This window comes from Gillisella vitis (genome assembly GCF_021559775.1).
In the GTDB taxonomy this organism is placed as follows: Bacteria; Pseudomonadota; Alphaproteobacteria; order Rhizobiales; family Rhizobiaceae; genus Allorhizobium; species Allorhizobium ampelinum.
In genome coordinates this window covers 932,501-950,430 of record NZ_CP056048.1, presented here as the reverse complement: position 1 = coordinate 950,430, position 17,930 = coordinate 932,501, and the positions used below count along the sequence as shown (strand labels likewise).

The window sequence follows — 17,930 nt, the reverse complement described above, 5'->3', positions numbered from 1 at the left end:
TGATGAATATCCAGATCAAACCCAATGAGGATAAGCTGGCCCGCCTGCTGGAGCAGGACCCCGGCCATTTTGAACCGACCACGGCATTTCGGGTGGCACAACATCTGTCGTCGGGAACGGAGCTGGACGTCGGCCCCCATTCCGGCATTCAGCCAGCCCCGCTTGCCGTCAGCGGTTTTCGCCGCAAGTTGCAGGGCAATGTCGTCAAATCGGCTTTTGCGCCGCTGGTTGGACCGCTCGGCGCGCTGCCGCCGGAATATAACGAATTGCTGCTGCGCGAAGAGCGCCGCCGTTCCCGAGCCTTGATCAGCTTTCTCAACCTGTTCGCTATCCGGTTTTCGGAACTGTTTGTGGCGGCCTGCGAAAAATACCGGTTGGCGCGGCGGCTGCGATGGAGTGCCACCAAGGAACAAAACACCTTCCGCAAGGTGTTGCTATCGCTGACCGGATTCGGCACCGCCGGACTGGTGGAAAAAGCCGGCATCAATGAAGATGTGATCCTGCGGTTTTCCGGATTTTTTGCCGACCGTACCCGCAATGTCGCCAGTCTTCGAGCCATGCTGGAGGAGTTTACCGGCATGGCGGTGGCAATTGAGCAGTTTCGTCCGCGTTGGGTCTCCATTCCGTCGGCAGAGTTGAGCCAGATGGGCAAGGGGTCCGGCCCAAGGCTTGGCGTCAATGCCATGGCGGGTGCATCCGTTATGGACCGGAGCGGAGCACTGAGGCTGGTCATCGGTCCGGTTGGCTATGACGATTATATCAGCCTGTCGCCTGGCAAGCCGCGTCTTGCGGAAATCTTCGCCCTCACCCGGCTGTTTATCGGCAACGGCTTCGATATCGATGCCCAGGTGGTGTTGAAAAAAGAAGACATTCCTTTTTGTCAGATGGGGTCTGCGACCATGCCTGCCCGGCTCGGCTGGAACAGCTGGGCGCGGCTCGTCCCGGCAAGCAGTGACAGCCGCGATGCCGTGGTCACCGAATATCAGGCCATGCAGCAGGGAGGCCGGGCATGAAGCTGGAACTTCGCCCCGAAAAGCCTGTCACCAAAGGCCAGACCACCTGGACACTGGACTATGGCCGCCGCACCATTGGCCGCGCCCCTGCCTGCGATTGGCAAGTGACGGACAATGAATGCCGCGTCTCTAAACTGCATTGCACCATCAGCCGTGACCGGGACGGCTATATACTGAGCGACCAGAGCGCCAATGGCACATTGGTCGATGGCAAGCTGCTGCTGGAAGGCGATACGATCCGGCTCAAGCACGGCGCCAGTATTGATGTGCGCGGCTACCGGTTTACCGTTTCGATTACCGGTGAGGCGGCGCCTGAGGCGGTCGATCCCGATCCAACCATGCCGGTTAGCAGTGAGACGCTGACGATTTCCTCGATCCTTGCCGATATCGCCCCGAATGGCACCACCGCCCGTGGCCTTCTGGGAGACCGGCAGGTGGAGGAACCGTGGAAGCAACCCCGGCCATCAGAGCGAGGTATGTCTGGAGGGGCCACACAATCTGACCGTCGGGCGGACAAGGAAAAGAGCTTTACTCGTCATGTCGATATCGGCTGGAGCGGTCCGCCGCAGACCGATGGCATGAAGCCCGTCTTGCCGGACAATTGGTTCGATGAGGATGCCGGTGGAAGCGCCATGGAACATCTGGCCGCGCCGAAAACCTTCGTGACCATCGCGCCACCGGTTCGCCGTCCGCCGCATGACGTGCCCCCTCCGCAAGAGGAGCGGTCAAAACCGCAGGACGAATTTGACGCCGTGTTCGCCGATCCTGAGGATCAGGAGCCGGATGCGCGACAGAGCCCATCGGCTTCAGATCTGCAAGCGGAGCGGATGATGGCGGCGCTCTCCCGCGCCCAAGAGGCTCTGGCCGAAAGCATCGCGGCCTTCGACCTGCCGGGTGATGCTGTACCTGCCCTGTCGCCCAGCGGCGGAACCGATCTTGCCGCCCGACTTGAAGCCTTTGCCGGACAGCAGGAGGCCTTCGCGGCGATTTTGCAAACCATGATGCAGGCGGCAGGCCGGTCGCTGGACCCACGCCTGCTGGAGGCCAAGGTAGACGCAAACTCGCCGGTACGCCTACCGTTCCTTGCCGAGCGCGACTACTGGGCGGCCTATCGGCAATTGTTTCAGGCCGAGGGCCGTATTCTTTCATTCAGGGATTTCATGCGTCGCGCCGCCATGGGCGAGCAGGCCGAAGAGCCAGCCGTACCGGTTCAAGCCGACAGAGTAATGGGGGTAGAAACAACCGATGAGACATGAAAACCGGGTTGCCTGGACCGAAGGCATGTTCCTTCGCGTCCAACATTTCCAGCAGTCCGACCGCTGGACGGAGCGCCTGGTGCGCTCGGTGGCGCGCAGCCTTACGCCTTATCCCTGGGGTATTCTGGAGATTGGCCTGGACCGCAGCGCCCTTGCCATCGGCCAGTTCGCCCTGTCGGGCCTGCGCGGCATGTTGCCGGACGGCACGCCCTTCGATGCGCCTGAGGATACCGACCTGCCAGCAGCCCTTGAGCTGGACGAATCCGTCAAGAATGCGGTGATCTATCTGGCCCTGCCCGCCCGCCAGCCCGGCAAGGCCGACATGGCCCAGACCGGCACCTCGGCGGTCAACAGTGTGCGGCTTGTTGCTTCACCCTATGAAGCGCCTGATGCCAATGTGGAAACCGATTTCCTGGCGCCCATCGATGTTGGCCGTCTCAACCTCAAACTGTTGAAGACCGGCGACGATCTGGCTGGTTATGAACTTCTGGGTCTGGCCCGCGTGGTCGAGGTGCGCTCCGACAAGGCTGTCCTCCTCGACCCGGATTTCATTCCAGCCAGCTTGAACTGCACGGCGTCCTCAAGACTGCATGAATTGATGACCGAATTGCTGGGCATCGTCCGGCACCGGGCGGAAGCGATTGCCGAGCGGATCGGCGATCCGACCATTCGCGGCACCGCGGAAGTTGGTGATTATTTCCTGTTGCAGATCCTCAACCGCGCCGATCCGCTGTTGAAACATGCATTGTCCAACGCCACACGCCTGCATCCCATACAGTTTTACGAGCAATGCATTCAGCTAGCCGGCGAGCTTGCGACGTTCACCATGGAGAGCAAGCGGGCGACGGATTTTCCGGCCTATCGCCATGACGATCTGAAGGCGACGTTTGGCGCTGTCTTCGAGGATTTGCGCACCTCGCTGTCCTCGGTGCTGGCGCAATCGGCTGTCGCCATCGAGCTGGTGGAACGCCGCCACGGTGTACGGGTCGGCACGATCAACGACCGCAGCCTGCTGCGCGATGCCGGTTTCGTGCTGGCTGTGCGGGCGGACATGTCGGCGGAAGACGTGCGCCGTACCCTACCTGCTCGTATCAAGGTCGGGCCGGTGGAGCGGATTGCCGAACTGGTCAATGTCGCGCTGCCGGGCATTCCGGTGCGCCCGTTGCCCGTTCTGCCACGCCAGTTGCCTTACCGGGCCGGAACCATCTATTTCGAGCTGGATACCAAGACGCCGCTCTGGAAACAGCTCGAAACATCCGGGGCGATTGCCCTGCACCTGGCAGGCGATTTCCCTGGTCTTGAACTCGAAATGTGGGCCTTGAGAGAATGAGCAACGAACGGCCTCCTTCCTGGCAGGATCTGCCGACCGTGGTGGAAGTCACGGAGGAAAAACGCCTCCAGGACGACAACGCCCGCAAGGTCGCCGACCTGCTCGACGGCGAAACATCGCAACCGGCACCCGCCGATAGCGGGACGCGGATGCCTGTCGCACATCTGATCGACAATTTCCGCTTCGGCAGCAGCGAAATGCCGGTGCTGGTGCGCTCGGCGGCACCGTTGCTCAACCTTGCCCATGCGCTTCGCTACCGCTCTGAGCAGCCGGATATCGAGGAACTGCGCCAGGTCTGCATCAATGCGGTCAACCGCTATGAGCGTGACCTCGCCAGCGCCCGTATCAGCCCGGAACGGGCGCGCGCCGCTCATTATGTCGTCTGCGCCACCATCGATGATGTGGTTCTCTCCACGCCTTGGGGCGTGCGGGCCGGATGGGCGCGCTCCGGCCTGGTCTCCACCTTCCACAACGACGTGACGGGCGGCGACCGGGTGTTCGATATTCTCGATCATTTCCATCAGTCGCCCGGGTCTGCCAAAGACCTGCTGCTGCTGATCTACCTGTCCCTGTCCCTGGCGTTCGAAGGCCGTACCCGGGTGTCTTCCAAGGGACCACTTGAGCTTTCCCGCATTCGCGACAGTCTCTACAAAACCCTGCTTGGCCAATATGGCGTGTTTGAACGGGAGCTTTCGCCCCATTGGCAGGGCGTCCATGCCCGCCACAAACCGCTTCGCACCATGGCGGCGCTATGGACCGTGCTATCGCTGCTGGCCCTTGCGCTTGGGCTTGGCTACCTGTTTTTCACCCTGACCCTGAACGACAGTTCCGACCGGACTTTCGAGCGTCTGGCTGGGCTTGGACCACATGAAGCGCCGGGTGTGATGATCACGGTTCCCGTACCTGAACCACAGCCCCAGCCAACCGTTGCGCAGCAGGAGCCGGAACCGCAGCCGGTCAAGCCACCGGAGCCACCGCCGCCAAGCCGTCTGAAAAACCTCATTACCTTCCTTCAGCCGGAAGTCGAAAAGAAACTGGTATCGCTGTCAGATGCCAATGGACGGCTGCGCGTTCGCATCAACAATTCAGGCCTGTTTGACACCGGCAGCGCCGATGTGAAGGGTCAGTTCCGCGATCTGCTGCAACGCATCGGCGGAGCGCTGGCGGCGGAAAAATTCAGGGCGGTGGTGATCGGTTATACGGACAATGTGCCGATCAAGACCGTGCAGTTTCCATCCAACTGGCACCTGTCGGAAGCCCGCGCCAAAGCGGTGGGCGAAATCCTTTCCAGCTTCACCGGACCGGATGCCATTCTGACCGAAGGCCGCGCCGATAGCGATCCGATTGCCGGTAACGACACGCCGGAGGGCCGTGAAATGAACCGGCGCACGGAAATCCTCGTTCTGACCAATCCCGACGAGAAAATCACCGATGCCGGCATCCTGACCCCGCCCGTTGAAAGCATCGACAACGGTCCCAATAATCAAGTGCCGAACACAAGTATAAAGACGCAGCAGGGGGCCAAGCCGTGATCAATCCACTCAGCTGGTTTTACACCATACGCTCCTATGTCGATTCCTACGCGGGTGTCGTGGGGCGGCGCTTTATATCGCTGATCTGGGTCATCGCCCTTTGCGTGCTGATCTGGTTCTACGGCTATCTGGCCGCCTTCGGCAGCTTCAAGCCACTCGCCAGCGTTTCCGCCCGCATCTGGACCATGGTGGTGATCTTTGCCATCTGGACCGCCTATATGATTGTCACCATGGTCCGCGCCAAGCGCCAGGACAAGGAACTGGTCGACAGTATCGAGGCGCAGGCGCTGGCCAACCAGCAGGCCGAAGTCAGCGAAATCAGCAACCGGCTGAAAGAAGCGCTGGCCTTGCTGCGGCGGATTACCAAGAAACGCTTCGGCTATATCTATGAGCTGCCATGGTATGTGATTTTCGGGGCTCCCGGCTCTGGCAAAACGACGGCGCTGACCAATTCCGGCCTGCAATTTCCGCTTGGCGACGCCCTTGGCAGCGATGCCGTCAAGGGCATTGGCGGCACGCGCAATTGCAATTGGTGGTTCGCCGATCAGGCGATCATGATCGACACCGCTGGCCGTTATACGACCCAGGATGACCTCGATGGATCATCGAAAGCCGGATGGGAAGGGTTTCTCGGCCTGTTGCGCCGCTATCGTCGTTCGCAGCCGGTCAATGGCGCGCTTCTCACACTTTCCATCGGCGACCTGTTGACCCGCGACCCGGAAGCCCAGCGCGAAGAACTGCGTGCGATCCGCAAGCGACTGGCCGAACTGGACGACCATCTCGGTGCCCGCGTTCCGGTCTATATCCTGCTGACCAAGGCCGATCTTCTCACCGGTTTCGTGGAATTCTACGATAGTTTCAACAAGAGCGACCGCGAACAGGTCTGGGGCACGACCTTCGGCCTAGAAGAAAGCTACGGCGCAAAGACATTGCCGGAGCGTTTTGCCGAGGAATTCGCCCTGTTGCAACAGCGCGTCGATGCCATGCTGATCGAGCGACTGCAACAGGAACAAAGTGCCGACATCCGCGGCCGGATTTTCCGTTTTCCGGCCGAGCTTGCCAGTTTGCAGGAAAAGCTCGGTGAGGCGATCAGCGAGCTTTGCACCGGCTCGTCATTGGTCGAGGCTCCACTGATCCGTGGTATCTATTTCGTCTCCGCGACACAGCCGGATGAAACCCTGGCCCGCACCACGACAAACCGGACGCGGCGCAGCTATTTTCTGCCGAAACTGTTCAGCGAGGTGATTTTCAACGAAGCTGCCCTGGTTGCACGCGACAAGCGCCTTTCCTCTCGCCAGGTTCTGCTGCGCCAGGCTGTTTGGGGTTTGGCTGTGGCGGCGGTGGTCATTGTGTTTGCCGGATGGACCATGACGTTTTTCCAGAACCGGGCCGCGCTCGCCCAGGCCGAAGAGCATCTGAACGCCTATGACAAGCTGATCCAGGATGTGCCGGTGCGCAATGTGTCGGATGCCGATTTTCTGCGCGTCCTGCCTGCGCTGGACAATCTGCGTGCGGTTCCAACCGGCTTTGACACCCGCTATGTCTGGGCCGCAAGTTTCGGCCTCAGCCAGCGCGACAAGATTGCCGGTCGCCAGCGCGACGCCTATCAGCGCGCACTGAACAGCCTTTTGCTGCCCCGTATGCTGGTGCAATTGCAAAAGGACCTGACCGGTGAAAGCGATGTAACGCGTACCTTCAATGCGCTGAAACTCTATGAAATGCTGGGTGGACTGGGGCGGCTTGACCGGGAATTCGTCTCGGCCCAAGCAACCCAGATGTTCAATGCCCTTTATCCGGGGGAAGGTCGGACAGCGGCTCGCAAAGCGCTGATCCAACATGCCAGCGCCATGGCAGCCGGCGTATTGCCGCCAGTCGAAATCGACAGACGGCTCATCGAAAAGGCCCGCGACACCATCCGCAACCAGACCGTTGCCGAACGTGCTTTCGACATTCTGGCCGGATCGAAACAAGCGCAGGCGCTGATGCCGTGGCAGCCGTCGCTTGCCTTTGGCGCGCTGGGTGAAAAAGCCTTCATCCGCAAGTCGGGCGCGCTGCTGACGGAAGGGGTCGAGGGACTGTTTACCGCGACCGGCTACCGCAGCGTCGTCCTGCCGCATATTGCCGACGCCGCCCGCGAAGCGCTGCAAGAAGAATGGGTGCGCGGCTCCAATGCGCAATTGCGGGGGCAAACGCTGGAGTCAGTGGCCCAGGCGGCCTTGCAAATCTACTATGACCGGCTTGAACAGCGTTGGGCGTCCGTGCTGGGGGATCTGGCCGTCAGGCCTTCGCAAAACCTGGGCGATGCCGTGGAAACCACGCGAATCCTTTCCAATGACCGCAATATCGTCGCCCAGGCCGCCAGATCGATAGCCGATGCGACGGATCTGCGCCCGAAGGGCGATACGGCGGGCATGACCACGCTGGTGTCATCCGCCAGCGGTGACACGGTTGCTGCCATGCTGGCATCCTCCATGGCCGCCCCTGATCCCTATAACCGCTTGCGCGAGGCGCTGGATACGCCTGCCGCAGACGATAGCCGCAAGGCAACAACAGATAAACAGGATAAACCCGCCTCCCAGGTCGAGGCGATATTGCCAGTTATCACGGCGCTGCATGACCAGCTGGCCCGCTCGGTTACGTCCTCAGCGGAGGTGGCGAAAGTATTCGATGTCGATAGCCAACTGACACGGGCCAATCAGGACCTGCTCCAGGATGCCCGCCGTCTGCCTGGACCATTGGATGGCTGGATGGCCGGACTTGCCGCCGATACCGGCTCACTCGCCGTCAAATCGGCCCGCAGCCGGATTGGCGACCTGTGGTCGAGCGAAGGGGCGGGCCTGTGCAGCTCCATCGTTACGGGCCGCTACCCCTTCGACCGCGCTTCCAGCCGCGATGTCGCCATGAACGACTTCATCAGGCTTTTTGGACCGAAGGGCCTGTTCCAGACGTTCTTCAAGCAAAGGATGGAGCCCTTCGTCGATCAGTCGATCTCCCCCTGGGGTTGGAAGGGCACCTTCGGCGCGGCAGGCATTCCCAGCGAGGGTATTGCCGAGTTTGAAAGGGCCGACCAGATCTTCCGCGCCTTCTTCCCAAATGGCAGCGAGACACCGGCGATTGCCATCAATGTCAAGCCGGTGTCGCTTGGCGAGACCTCGACGGCGGTGATGTTGGAAATCCAGGGCGAACGGGTGGTATATTTCCACGGCCCGGTCCAGGCGAAAACCATAACCTGGCCATCGAAGGATGCCGCCAGCATGTCGCGGATTGCCTTCCAACCCGGCGGTTGGCAACAGGCGAAAACCGAAAATGGCGACTGGTCGCCTTTCCGCCTGTTTGACGATGCAAACATCCAAAACCAAGGCGACGATATGTTTAGGGCGAAATTCACCAACGATAACCAGGTGGCGGAATTCGATGTGCAGTTTGGTTCGGTGTTGAATGCCTTCAGGCTGAAGGCGCTGTCCGAATTTACCTGCCCGACCCAGTTCTGAACCGCTATCGTAGGACCCGGCTTGATGGCCGGGTCCTACCTCCCTGTCAAAGGCACCCCGGATCACTCTGTCGGGATGCATCCTGAGGAAGAGGCAAGCCATGGCATTGCGACCTGCCCAGACAGAAAAGCCCGCCAATCAGGACCGGATCGGGTTTTTCGGCAAATTACCAAGCCATGGCGACTTCCTCTCGGATGGCCTGGAACGGGAGATGGTCGCGACGCTCGATGGCTGGATCCGTGGCGGCCTGCACGCCTGTGAACAGGAATTCGGCTCGGCTTGGCCGGAGCTATTCAGCGCCTCCCCTCCTTGGCGGTTCATCGTCGAAAAAGGTGTCTGGGGCCAGGTGGCCCATGCGGGTGTCATGCTGGCCAGCCGTGATCGGGTTGGTCGCAGTTTTCCGCTGATCATCATGGCGCAGATGCACCGCTTCACCCATCACCCCCGCACGCTGTTTCTGGACCATACTTGGTTCATGGCCGCCGAAGGCCTGGCTGAATCGACGATGACGCGGGAATTTGACATCAACCGCTTCACTGAAACCCTGAAGCGCATGCGTATGCCCCGTCCCCAGGAGGAAGAGGGCACCGCCACCGCCAGCAAGGATGGCACTGCGCTCTGGTGGTATATCGACCCGCAGACCTCAAAACCGCAGGGCCTTCGCTTTTCAAGCCAGATGAAGGCCGAGGACTTCCTGCGGCTTTTCCGGCAAAGCGCCGGCCTTACATCCCGACCACAAGACACAACCGCCCCTGCCTCATCCCGTGCCCCAGGGCCAGTCCCGATAAAAGCCGAGGCAAGACCTGCGCCTCAACGGACCGCTCCAAGCCCGGATAAACCGGCCAGAGACCAACAAGCAGCTGAGCCGCAAGCAGCAGGGCTACGGTATAGTTATGCCACCCATGCCGGCACACGATTTTCGATCAATGCGGATGGGCTATTCATCTGCGAAAAACCGAGGATTTTCGCCATTGCCGACGGTGTTGGCGACGACACCGCGTCGCAGGAAGCCGCACGCTATACTGCCGGCCAACTGGCCGAAATCGGTGAGACCGCCGATCTGGACACCATGTTACAGGAAATCAAAGGCAAGCTTGGCCGGGCCAATAGCCTGTTGCAAGCCCGCACCCAACGCACAGACGGAACCGCACCCGCCGCCAGCGTTGTTGTTGCCGCCTTGGTGAATCATCAACTTCTGCTGGTTTGGGCGGGGGATGCCCGGGCGTATCTGTTGCGTGACGGCACAATGGTACCACTGACCCGCGACCATATCGCCATCGGCCTGCAAAAACGACTGCGGCGCGGGGTTGGATTGGATCAGCAATTTTTGCCGGAAACGCTGACCACCGACATATTACCGGGCGACCGCCTGTTGTTATGCAGTTTTCCGCTGATCCAGGTCCTGACGGAGCGAACCGTCGCGGAAATTCTGCACCAATGCACCGATACAGAAAGCGCCGAGCGGTTGGTTCAGGAGGCTTTGATTGCCAATGTGCGCGAAAATGTGAGCGCTATCGTCGTTAGCCTGGCACGTAGCGATGCCTCTGCCTGACGGTTTCAGCGACGTCGCCGCCGGTTTCTCTGCCCTGATGCAAGCTGTGCGCGGGCGTGGCGGGACACCTCATAATGACGGAGAACAGCGGCTGCTGATCGACCAATTGAGAAACGCCCTTGACCGGCGGGCCGAAACATTGGCTCCCTCGGACCCCGCCTTCATTGCAGGAACATTTGCCGTCGAAAACCTGCTTTACAAGGGGCGCCATAGCCGCGTTCTCAAACTGCGTCATCGGGATCTGGGAACCGCCTATGTCCTGAAAACACTGACCACCGATGGGGCCTCGTCAGCCAGCCAGGCAAACCTGCTCGTCCGTGAAGCCCGGATCGGCCTCGACTTGCACCATCCCAGTCTGGTTGGCACCTCAATGCTGTTGCGATTGGCCGATGGCGGTCCAGGCCTCATCCAGCCCTGGGCTGGGTATTCGCTGCGCGAGAGGCTGGAGAAGGAAGATGAAACCGACCTTGACATAGCGCAAATCATGCATGATCTGCTGACCGCACTTGAGGCTTTGCATAACCGCGGCCTTGTCCACGGTGATGTTACCCCCAGCAATATCATTCTCGATCCGCAGCGGCGGATAGCAAGATTAGCCGACTTTGGTTTGACCATAGAATGCGGTGCCAGCTGGGCCAATCTCGGTCTTGCAGAGGTTGGCTCCCCGGAATATTGCGCACCGGAACAGAGTGCTTCAAGCAAGGCATCGGCGGCGATGGATCTCTACGGTGCAGGTCGAGTGCTCTTGCGAATGCTCGACACTGTGCCGCAAGGCCACAACGCCGATCTTGCACAGCTCGCAGATCATCTCTGCAAAATCGATCCTGGAAACAGGCCCGAAACCGCCAAAGAAGCCTTGGCGAACCTGTCGCGGATAGGGACAAGGGAATGATATCAGGGCGTAACAACGCTTAGGTTTTCTCGCCTTCAAACCATTAAAGACATCTCAAATCTATCAAGAATTTGAGATGTCCAAGACCGGAATTTTGACGGTCACTTCAATCATAGAACCAGCACGCCGCAGGTTCAGCTTATCATGATCAATTGGAGGAGCCAGGGAGAGGTGCCGCCGATGTTGACGGCACTTTCTGGTAAACGGTCAGCAACTTGGCAGCATCAACCATGCCCGAATTGCTGGCATAGAGCACATCGCCCTTCTGCATCTGGAACAGTTGCATCAGCATGATGCTGGAGGCATCTTTCATATTCACATGATAGATTACCGGCTTGCTGCTGGTGGTCATGGCTACCGGTCCCTTGGCGCCACTTGCCGTCACCGTCGATGCCGGAACCTGGATCAACTGGTTGCGGAACACGTAGACATTGCGGGCATCGGCCCGGTCATCCAGCAATCCGCCAGCCCGGCCAACCGCCTGAGCCAGGGTAAGCTTGCCGGTTTCGAACTGGAATTCACCCGTGCTTTTGAAAGCACCAAGGGCCGTATAGCTGGCCGGTTCACCATCGACGATCACCTGGTCGCCGGGCAGCAGGACGATATTCTGTTTTTCATCGCTCATCACCCGATCCAGCGTCGTCGTTGCGCGTTCCCGACCGCGCACAACGGTAACCTTTGCGGCCTGCGGTGCAACAGACGCCCCGCCTGACTGCGAAATGATATCCAGAACCCGCTCACGCCGCGCTGTCAGCGCCACTTTTCCGGGGGTCTTAACGCCACCGCTGACCAGAACGGCGCTGGACGGCTTATCCACAATCGTCACGACGGCCTGTGGGTTAACCGCCGAGCCTTTCATGCCCTGGACAATACGATTTTGTAGGCCTTCCGGGGTGGAATCCGTCACCCGCTGCTTGCCAACGAAAGGCATGGTGACGCTGCCCTGGGGATCGACAGTGAAGCGACCGAGATTAAGGGTACTACTATGGGTGGAGGAAAACAGACCTTCCTCGCCAGTGTCCAGCAAGGTCACGTCAAACACATCGCCCGGCCGTAGTCTCTGTTGATTATAGGCGCCGCGAAGCACCGACAAACCCGGCTCGGAGGCTGAATAACCAGACTGCGGTGCCGCAGCAGTGACAGCCGGCGCCTTGGAAAGCTCGATCACCGGCACCTTGCTTGAACTGCCCGGGAACGTCGCAGACCGGATTGCCCCAGCACTTGGTCCATCCGATGGTTTTGCACAGCTCGACAAAATCGCAATCAAAAGAACTGGCAAAACCTTGCGCATTCGCTGCTCCAAAATCCAAGAATCAATAGAAAAAATAGATAGCAGCAGATGCCTAACTAACAATTGTAAAAAACGACAAATGCCGCAAAAACGACATTCAAAAAACACATGTTGCTTTTGCGCAACCCCAAGAGTGAAAATTAAAGATAGCTCGCGTCCAGAAATTGCTGCGACGGCATGCATCAGCTCGAAGCCCTTGTTGATGTATTCGAGTGGCATGGTGTGGGTGATCATCGGGCGATCAGGATTGAATAGCCCTGAGATTTGTAGGCACCTTCTTTCCTAATTTTGAGGCAAGAAGCTCATCATGAGCAAATCGAATTTCAGCGAAGAGGTTAACTCCCGCTGTGCGTCAGATCACCGAGCGGGGTGACCTTGCCCCGCTGAACTAATCCATTTTGAAGTAAGCTCTGTCCCATTGAGAGGACCAGAGAATGAAGCGCAACCGTTTCACAGACGAGCAGATTATCGGGATATTGAAGGAGCATGAGGCAGGCACGCCGGTCTCGGAGCTTTGCCGCAAGCACGGCGTCAGCGATGCCAGCATCTATAAATGGAAGGCCAAATTCGGCGGAATGGAAGTTTCCGAAGCCAAGCGGCTGAAGACGCTGGAGGACGAAAACACGAAGCTGAAAAGGCTCCTGGCAGATGCGATGCTCGACAATTCGGCTTTGAAAGACCTTTTGGGAAAGAAGTGGTGACGCCCGCAGCAAAGCGGAAAGCTGTCGCTCATCTGATGGATCACCACCAGATGAGCGAACGGCGGGCGTGTAAAGCCATCGGCTTTTGCCGGATGACGATCCGTTACGAGACCAGGCGCTGCGATGACTATGACCTTCGCGAGCGGATGAAGGCGCTGGCGCATGAACGCCGCCGCTTTGGATATCGACGACTTCATGTGCTGCTCAGGCGTGAGGGTCACCTTGTGAACCATAAGCGGCTCTTCCGGCTCTATCGGGAAGAGAAGCTGACGGTGCGCAAGCGCGGCGGTCGGAAACGGGCGATAGGCACACGAGCACCGATGCTGATCCCGCTTGCCGCCAATGACCGCTGGTCCCTCGACTTCGTGTCGGATCAGTTCACCGATGGGCGCAGGTTCCGGGTGCTGACCGTCGTCGATGATTGCACCAGAGAATGCCTTGGCCTCGTCGCCGATACGTCTCTTTCTGGCCTGCGGGTTGCCCGTGAACTGGAGCGGATCATCGAGGGACGAGGCAAGCCGAAGATGATCGTCAGTGACAATGGCAGCGAATTCACCAGCAACGCGATCCTGCAATGGACGGATCGGACGAAGGTCGATTGGCATTACATCGCACCCGGCAAACCGATCCAGAACGCCTTCATCGAAAGCTTCAATGGGCGGCTGCGCGACGAGTTCTTGAATGAAACGCTCTTCTCGTCACTGAACCATGCTCGAGCAGGGCTTTCAAACTGGCGAGGCGACTACAACGATCATCGACCACACTCTGGTCTAGGCTGGCTGACACCGGCCGAGTTCGCTCAGACCATCAACCCGCGACGTGATGCGGTGCTGCGCAGCCGAAATGGCTCCGCACCGCAACCCGCCGCTACCGCCCCGAATACAGCAACCCAAAACCACTGGAGCGAACTCAAAACTGGATAAAACTTGGGGGCAAGGTCACTTGGGGGCAAGGTCACAAGGTCAAAGGTCACCTTCCTTGTAAAATATAAACAGAGCTGAAAGCCTGGAGGATCTCATTCCCCAAACGCAAAAATCCCGCAGCGTTTAAGGCTACGGGATTGATGTAATTTTGGTTGCGGGGGCAGGATTTGAACCTGCGGCCTTCAGGTTATGAGCCTGACGAGCTACCGGGCTGCTCCACCCCGCGTTATATATTGTTATTCGTTAACGGAATAAGGGTCGCTTGAGCGACCCTTTATGTTTTCGGCGGGGCCGATGTATGTGAGAGAAGATGATTGATTTGAGTATGAACATTGCGCTTAGCAGACCTGGCAGCGACCTACTCTCCCGCGTCTTAAGACGAAGTACCATTGGCGCAGGGGCGTTTCACGGCCGTGTTCGGAATGGGAACGGGTGCGGCCGCCCCGCCATGACCACCAGGTCAGCTAAGGGCAATGTTGACGCTTGGCACCAATAGTGTTCCCTTTTCTTTGGCAAACCCATCTTCTTCGCCTGCGCTCAGAAGGGTGCCAAAGCGTTGATACGGAACCGTATTGATGCTTTGCATAATTGAGAAGCTGGCGGGCGTTGCCCGTTTTCTTATTGTATGAACACGTCATTCCGCGACGTTTTGCTTGGCACTTTCGGACGAAGTCCGCAAGCGCAAGGCGCGTCGCCGATCGTTCGGCGCCCTCGCGGAGCATAGGCTCGTATACGAGCCGCTCATGCGTGAGCGCTAAACAGATGGCTCATCGACGAAGTCGATGAGCATGGTCAATGAGAACGATTAAGCCAATCGAGCTATTAGTAACGGTAAGCTTCGCAGGTTACCCTGCTTCCACACCCGTCCTATCAACGTGGTCGTCTTCCACGGCTCTGATAGGGAATACTCGTTTTCAGGTTGGTTTCCCGCTTAGATGCCTTCAGCGGTTATCCATTCCATATATAGCTACCCTGCTATGCCGTTGGCACGACAACAGGTCCACCAGAGATATGTCCATCCCGGTCCTCTCGTACTAGGGACAGATCCTGTCAATATTCCTACACCCACGGCAGATAGGGACCGAACTGTCTCACGACGTTCTGAACCCAGCTCACGTACCGCTTTAATTGGCGAACAGCCAAACCCTTGGGACCTGCTCCAGCCCCAGGATGCGATGAGCCGACATCGAGGTGCCAAACAACCCCGTCGATATGGACTCTTGGGGGTCATCAGCCTGTTATCCCCGGCGTACCTTTTATCCGTTGAGCGATGGCCCTTCCACGCGGGACCACCGGATCACTATGACCGACTTTCGTCTCTGCTCGACTTGTCAGTCTCGCAGTCAGGCGGGCTTATGCCATTGCACTCGACGACCGATTTCCGACCGGTCTGAGCCCACCATCGCGCGCCTCCGTTACTCTTTCGGAGGCGACCGCCCCAGTCAAACTACCCACCATACACTGTCCCGGATCCGGATAACGGACCGCGGTTAGACATCCATGACGATAAGGGTGGTATTTCAAGGATGGCTCCACTCGAACTGGCGTCCAAGCTTCAAAGCCTACCACCTATCCTACACATGCCGACACGAATGCCAGTGTAAAGCTATAGTAAAGGTGCACGGGGTCTTTCCGTCTGACCGCAGGAACCCCGCATCTTCACGGGGAATTCAATTTCACTGAGTCTATGTTGGAGACAGCGGGGAAGTCGTTACGCCATTCGTGCAGGTCGGAACTTACCCGACAAGGAATTTCGCTACCTTAGGACCGTTATAGTTACGGCCGCCGTTTACTGGGGCTTCAATTCAAAGCTTGCACCTCTCCTTTTAACCTTCCAGCACCGGGCAGGCGTCAGACCCTATACGTCGTCTTGCGACTTCGCAGAGCCCTGTGTTTTTGATAAACAGTCGCTACCCCCTGGTCTGTGCCACCCCTCTCCACTTGCGTAAAAAGGGGTCACGCTTCTTCCGAAGTTACGCGTGCAATTTGCCGAGTTCCTTCAACATAGTTCTCTCAAGCGCCTTGGTATACTCTACCTGACCACCTGTGTCGGTTTCGGGTACGGTCTATACGGTGGAGCTATTTCCTGGAACCACTCCACTGCACAATCAATCCAGTAAGACTGTACAATTTGTGTGATCCGTCACTACCACCAGGCCCACGAATATTAACGTGGTTCCCATCGACTACGCATTTCTGCCTCGCCTTAGGGGCCGGCTAACCCTGCTCAGATTAACTTTAAGCAGGAACCCTTGGTCTTTCGGCGAGGGGGTCTCTCACCCCCTTTATCGTTACTCATGTCAACATTCGCACTTCCGATACCTCCAGGATGTCTCACGACTGTCCCTTCACAGGCTTACGGAACGCTCCGCTACCACGTGCATTACTGCACATCCTCAGCTTCGGTGCATGGCTTTAGCCCCGTTACATTTTCGGCGCAAAGACCCTTATTTAGACCAGTGAGCTGTTACGCTTTCTTTAAATGATGGCTGCTTCTAAGCCAACATCCTGGTTGTTTTGGGATCCTCACATCCTTTCCCACTTAGCCATGACTTGGGGACCTTAGCTGGAGGTCAGGGTTGTTGCCCTCTTCACGACGGACGTTAGCACCCGCCGTGTGTCTGCCGATTAGTACTCTCAGGTATTCGGAGTTTGGTTAGGATCAGTAAGACGGTGAGTCCCCATAGCCCATCCAGTGCTCTACCCCCTGAGGTATTCGATCGACGCACTACCTAAATAGTTTTCGCGGAGAACCAGCTATTTCCGAGTTTGATTGGCCTTTCACCCCTAACCACAAGTCATCCCAATCTATTGCAACAGATGCGGGTTCGGTCCTCCAGTTGGTGTTACCCAACCTTCAACCTGCTCATGGCTAGATCACTCGGTTTCGGGTCTAATGCAACTAACTCAATCGCGCTATTAACACTCGCTTTCGCTGCGCCTACACCTACCGGCTTAAGCTTGCTAGTTACACTAAGTCGTTGACCCATTATACAAAAGGTACGCAGTCAGGCTTTCGCCCTCCTACTGTTTGTAGGCATCCGGTTTCAGGTTCTATTTCACTCCCCTTGTCGGGGTGCTTTTCACCTTTCCCTCACGGTACTTGTTCGCTATCGGTCATGCACGAGTACTTAGGCTTGGAGAGTGGTCTCCCCATGTTCGAACAGGATTTCACGTGTCCCGCCCTACTCTAGGACAATGAGTGTTCTACGCGTACGGGGCTGTCACCCACTATGGCCAAGCTTTCCAACTTGTTCCGCTTTATTCCTCATTGCCACTGGCCTGGTCCGCGTTCGCTCGCCACTACTTGCGGAGTCTCGGTTGATGTCCTTTCCTTCGGGTACTTAGATGTTTCAGTTCCCCGAGTTCGCTTCTTACCCCTATGTATTCAGAGTAAGATACCTTATTTGCGATATCTAGAAACCTCTTTTGCCGAACCCTATCGCCCCACACGCGGGGTTTGTTTTGTCTTCACGCTGTCGGCTCTTCGAGCCTGCGCTACAGACGGTGCGCCAAACGCTTGGCGACGGCCTACCGGCCTGTATGGGATGTCCCACACAACCGGTCAAAACAGATTGGTCTAGCAAAACAGATTTTCTAGATATCTAAGGTGGGTTTCCCCATTCGGAAATCCATGGATCAAAGCTTATTCGCAGCTCCCCACGGCTTATCGCAGCGTATCACGTCCTTCATCGCCTGTGCATGCCAAGGCATCCACCAAATGCCCTTATTCCACTTAATCGTTCTCATTGCCAATGCTCATCATCTCGCTGTCGCCTCCAAAGGAAGCGATCAGCAGGCCGGGTTACCTTTTACAACCCAACCAAACCAATGATGCCATCGACGTGTTCGATAGATCTGCTTTATTGGAGCTACGCCGAGCAGCTCACTTGCAGTCTATCTTAAGACCAGCTTCTCGAGATCAAATCCGGTACCGCGCGGTCAGGCA

General features: G+C 57.9%; 9 protein-coding genes, 1 tRNA gene and 2 rRNA genes. 8 read left to right on the top strand and 4 right to left on the bottom strand.

Annotated elements, in window-relative coordinates; translation table 11 throughout:
- Positions 1–2 precede the first annotated feature (2 nt).
- From tssG to AVCG78_RS21195, 7 genes are all read left to right on the top strand, one after another.
- Positions 3–1,013, top strand: coding sequence for a type VI secretion system baseplate subunit TssG (gene tssG / locus AVCG78_RS21225; RefSeq protein ID WP_156582582.1), 1,011 nt, complete (start codon positions 3–5; stop codon positions 1,011–1,013).
- On the top strand, positions 1,010–2,269 hold the full coding sequence (locus tag AVCG78_RS21220; RefSeq protein WP_071584547.1) for an FHA domain-containing protein: 1,260 nt from the start codon (positions 1,010–1,012) through the stop codon (positions 2,267–2,269). Before tssG ends, AVCG78_RS21220 begins: the two co-directional genes overlap by 4 nt.
- Positions 2,259–3,599 (top strand): type VI secretion system baseplate subunit TssK, encoded by a 1,341-nt coding sequence (gene tssK / locus AVCG78_RS21215; protein ID WP_012654297.1) that lies wholly within the window; start codon positions 2,259–2,261, stop codon positions 3,597–3,599. Before AVCG78_RS21220 ends, tssK begins: the two co-directional genes overlap by 11 nt.
- Positions 3,596–5,131, top strand: a complete 1,536-nt coding sequence (gene tssL, locus AVCG78_RS21210) for a type VI secretion system protein TssL, long form (protein WP_071207212.1) — start codon at positions 3,596–3,598, stop codon at positions 5,129–5,131. Before tssK ends, tssL begins: the two co-directional genes overlap by 4 nt.
- Entirely contained in the window at positions 5,131–8,622 is a 3,492-nt protein-coding gene (tssM, locus tag AVCG78_RS21205) for a type VI secretion system membrane subunit TssM (RefSeq protein WP_071584584.1), read from the top strand. The genes tssL and tssM overlap by 1 nt, the downstream gene beginning before the upstream one ends.
- 100 nt (positions 8,623–8,722) lie before the next feature.
- Entirely contained in the window at positions 8,723–10,174 is a 1,452-nt protein-coding gene (gene tagF / locus AVCG78_RS21200) for a type VI secretion system-associated protein TagF (protein ID WP_071207214.1), read from the top strand.
- Complete coding sequence (locus AVCG78_RS21195) at positions 10,161–11,066, top strand: protein kinase domain-containing protein (RefSeq protein ID WP_071584549.1); 906 nt, start codon at positions 10,161–10,163, stop codon at positions 11,064–11,066. The genes tagF and AVCG78_RS21195 overlap by 14 nt, the downstream gene beginning before the upstream one ends.
- Before the next feature lie 148 nt (positions 11,067–11,214).
- On the opposite strand, the gene AVCG78_RS21190 is transcribed toward AVCG78_RS21195, so the two are convergent.
- Positions 11,215–12,357 (bottom strand): polysaccharide biosynthesis/export family protein, encoded by a 1,143-nt coding sequence (locus AVCG78_RS21190; protein WP_071207218.1) that lies wholly within the window; start codon positions 12,355–12,357, stop codon positions 11,215–11,217.
- Positions 12,358–12,791: 434 nt separating this feature from the next.
- Here AVCG78_RS21190 and AVCG78_RS21185 point away from each other — a divergent pair.
- A protein-coding gene (locus tag AVCG78_RS21185) for an IS3 family transposase (RefSeq protein ID WP_156636673.1) occupies positions 12,792–13,981 on the top strand; the annotation gives its coding sequence in 2 pieces (ribosomal slippage) (positions 12,792–13,041 and positions 13,041–13,981; 1,191 coding nt in all).
- A 149-nt stretch (positions 13,982–14,130) separates the two neighbouring features.
- Here AVCG78_RS21185 and AVCG78_RS21180 read toward each other — a convergent pair.
- From AVCG78_RS21180 to AVCG78_RS21170, 3 genes are all read right to left on the bottom strand, one after another.
- Positions 14,131–14,207 (bottom strand) — tRNA-Met (locus AVCG78_RS21180).
- Positions 14,208–14,326: 119 nt separating this feature from the next.
- Positions 14,327–14,441, bottom strand: a 5S ribosomal RNA gene (gene rrf / locus AVCG78_RS21175).
- A gap of 341 nt (positions 14,442–14,782) precedes the next feature.
- A 23S ribosomal RNA gene (locus AVCG78_RS21170) occupies positions 14,783–17,723 on the bottom strand.
- Between the last annotated feature and the right edge of the window lie 207 nt (positions 17,724–17,930).

What these genes read in the sequence shown, in the direction of transcription:
- tssG (WP_156582582.1), top strand. Translation starts at nt 3, where the DNA reads ATGAATATCCAGATCAAACCCAATGAGGATAAGCTGGCCCGCCTGCTG.
- AVCG78_RS21220 (WP_071584547.1), top strand. Translation starts at nt 1,010, where the DNA reads ATGAAGCTGGAACTTCGCCCCGAAAAGCCTGTCACCAAAGGCCAGACC.
- tssK (WP_012654297.1), top strand. Translation starts at nt 2,259, where the DNA reads ATGAGACATGAAAACCGGGTTGCCTGGACCGAAGGCATGTTCCTTCGC.
- tssL (WP_071207212.1), top strand. Translation starts at nt 3,596, where the DNA reads ATGAGCAACGAACGGCCTCCTTCCTGGCAGGATCTGCCGACCGTGGTG.
- tagF (WP_071207214.1), top strand. Translation starts at nt 8,723, where the DNA reads ATGGCATTGCGACCTGCCCAGACAGAAAAGCCCGCCAATCAGGACCGG.
- AVCG78_RS21195 (WP_071584549.1), top strand. Translation starts at nt 10,161, where the DNA reads ATGCCTCTGCCTGACGGTTTCAGCGACGTCGCCGCCGGTTTCTCTGCC.
- AVCG78_RS21190 (WP_071207218.1), bottom strand. Translation starts at nt 12,357, where the DNA reads ATGCGCAAGGTTTTGCCAGTTCTTTTGATTGCGATTTTGTCGAGCTGT.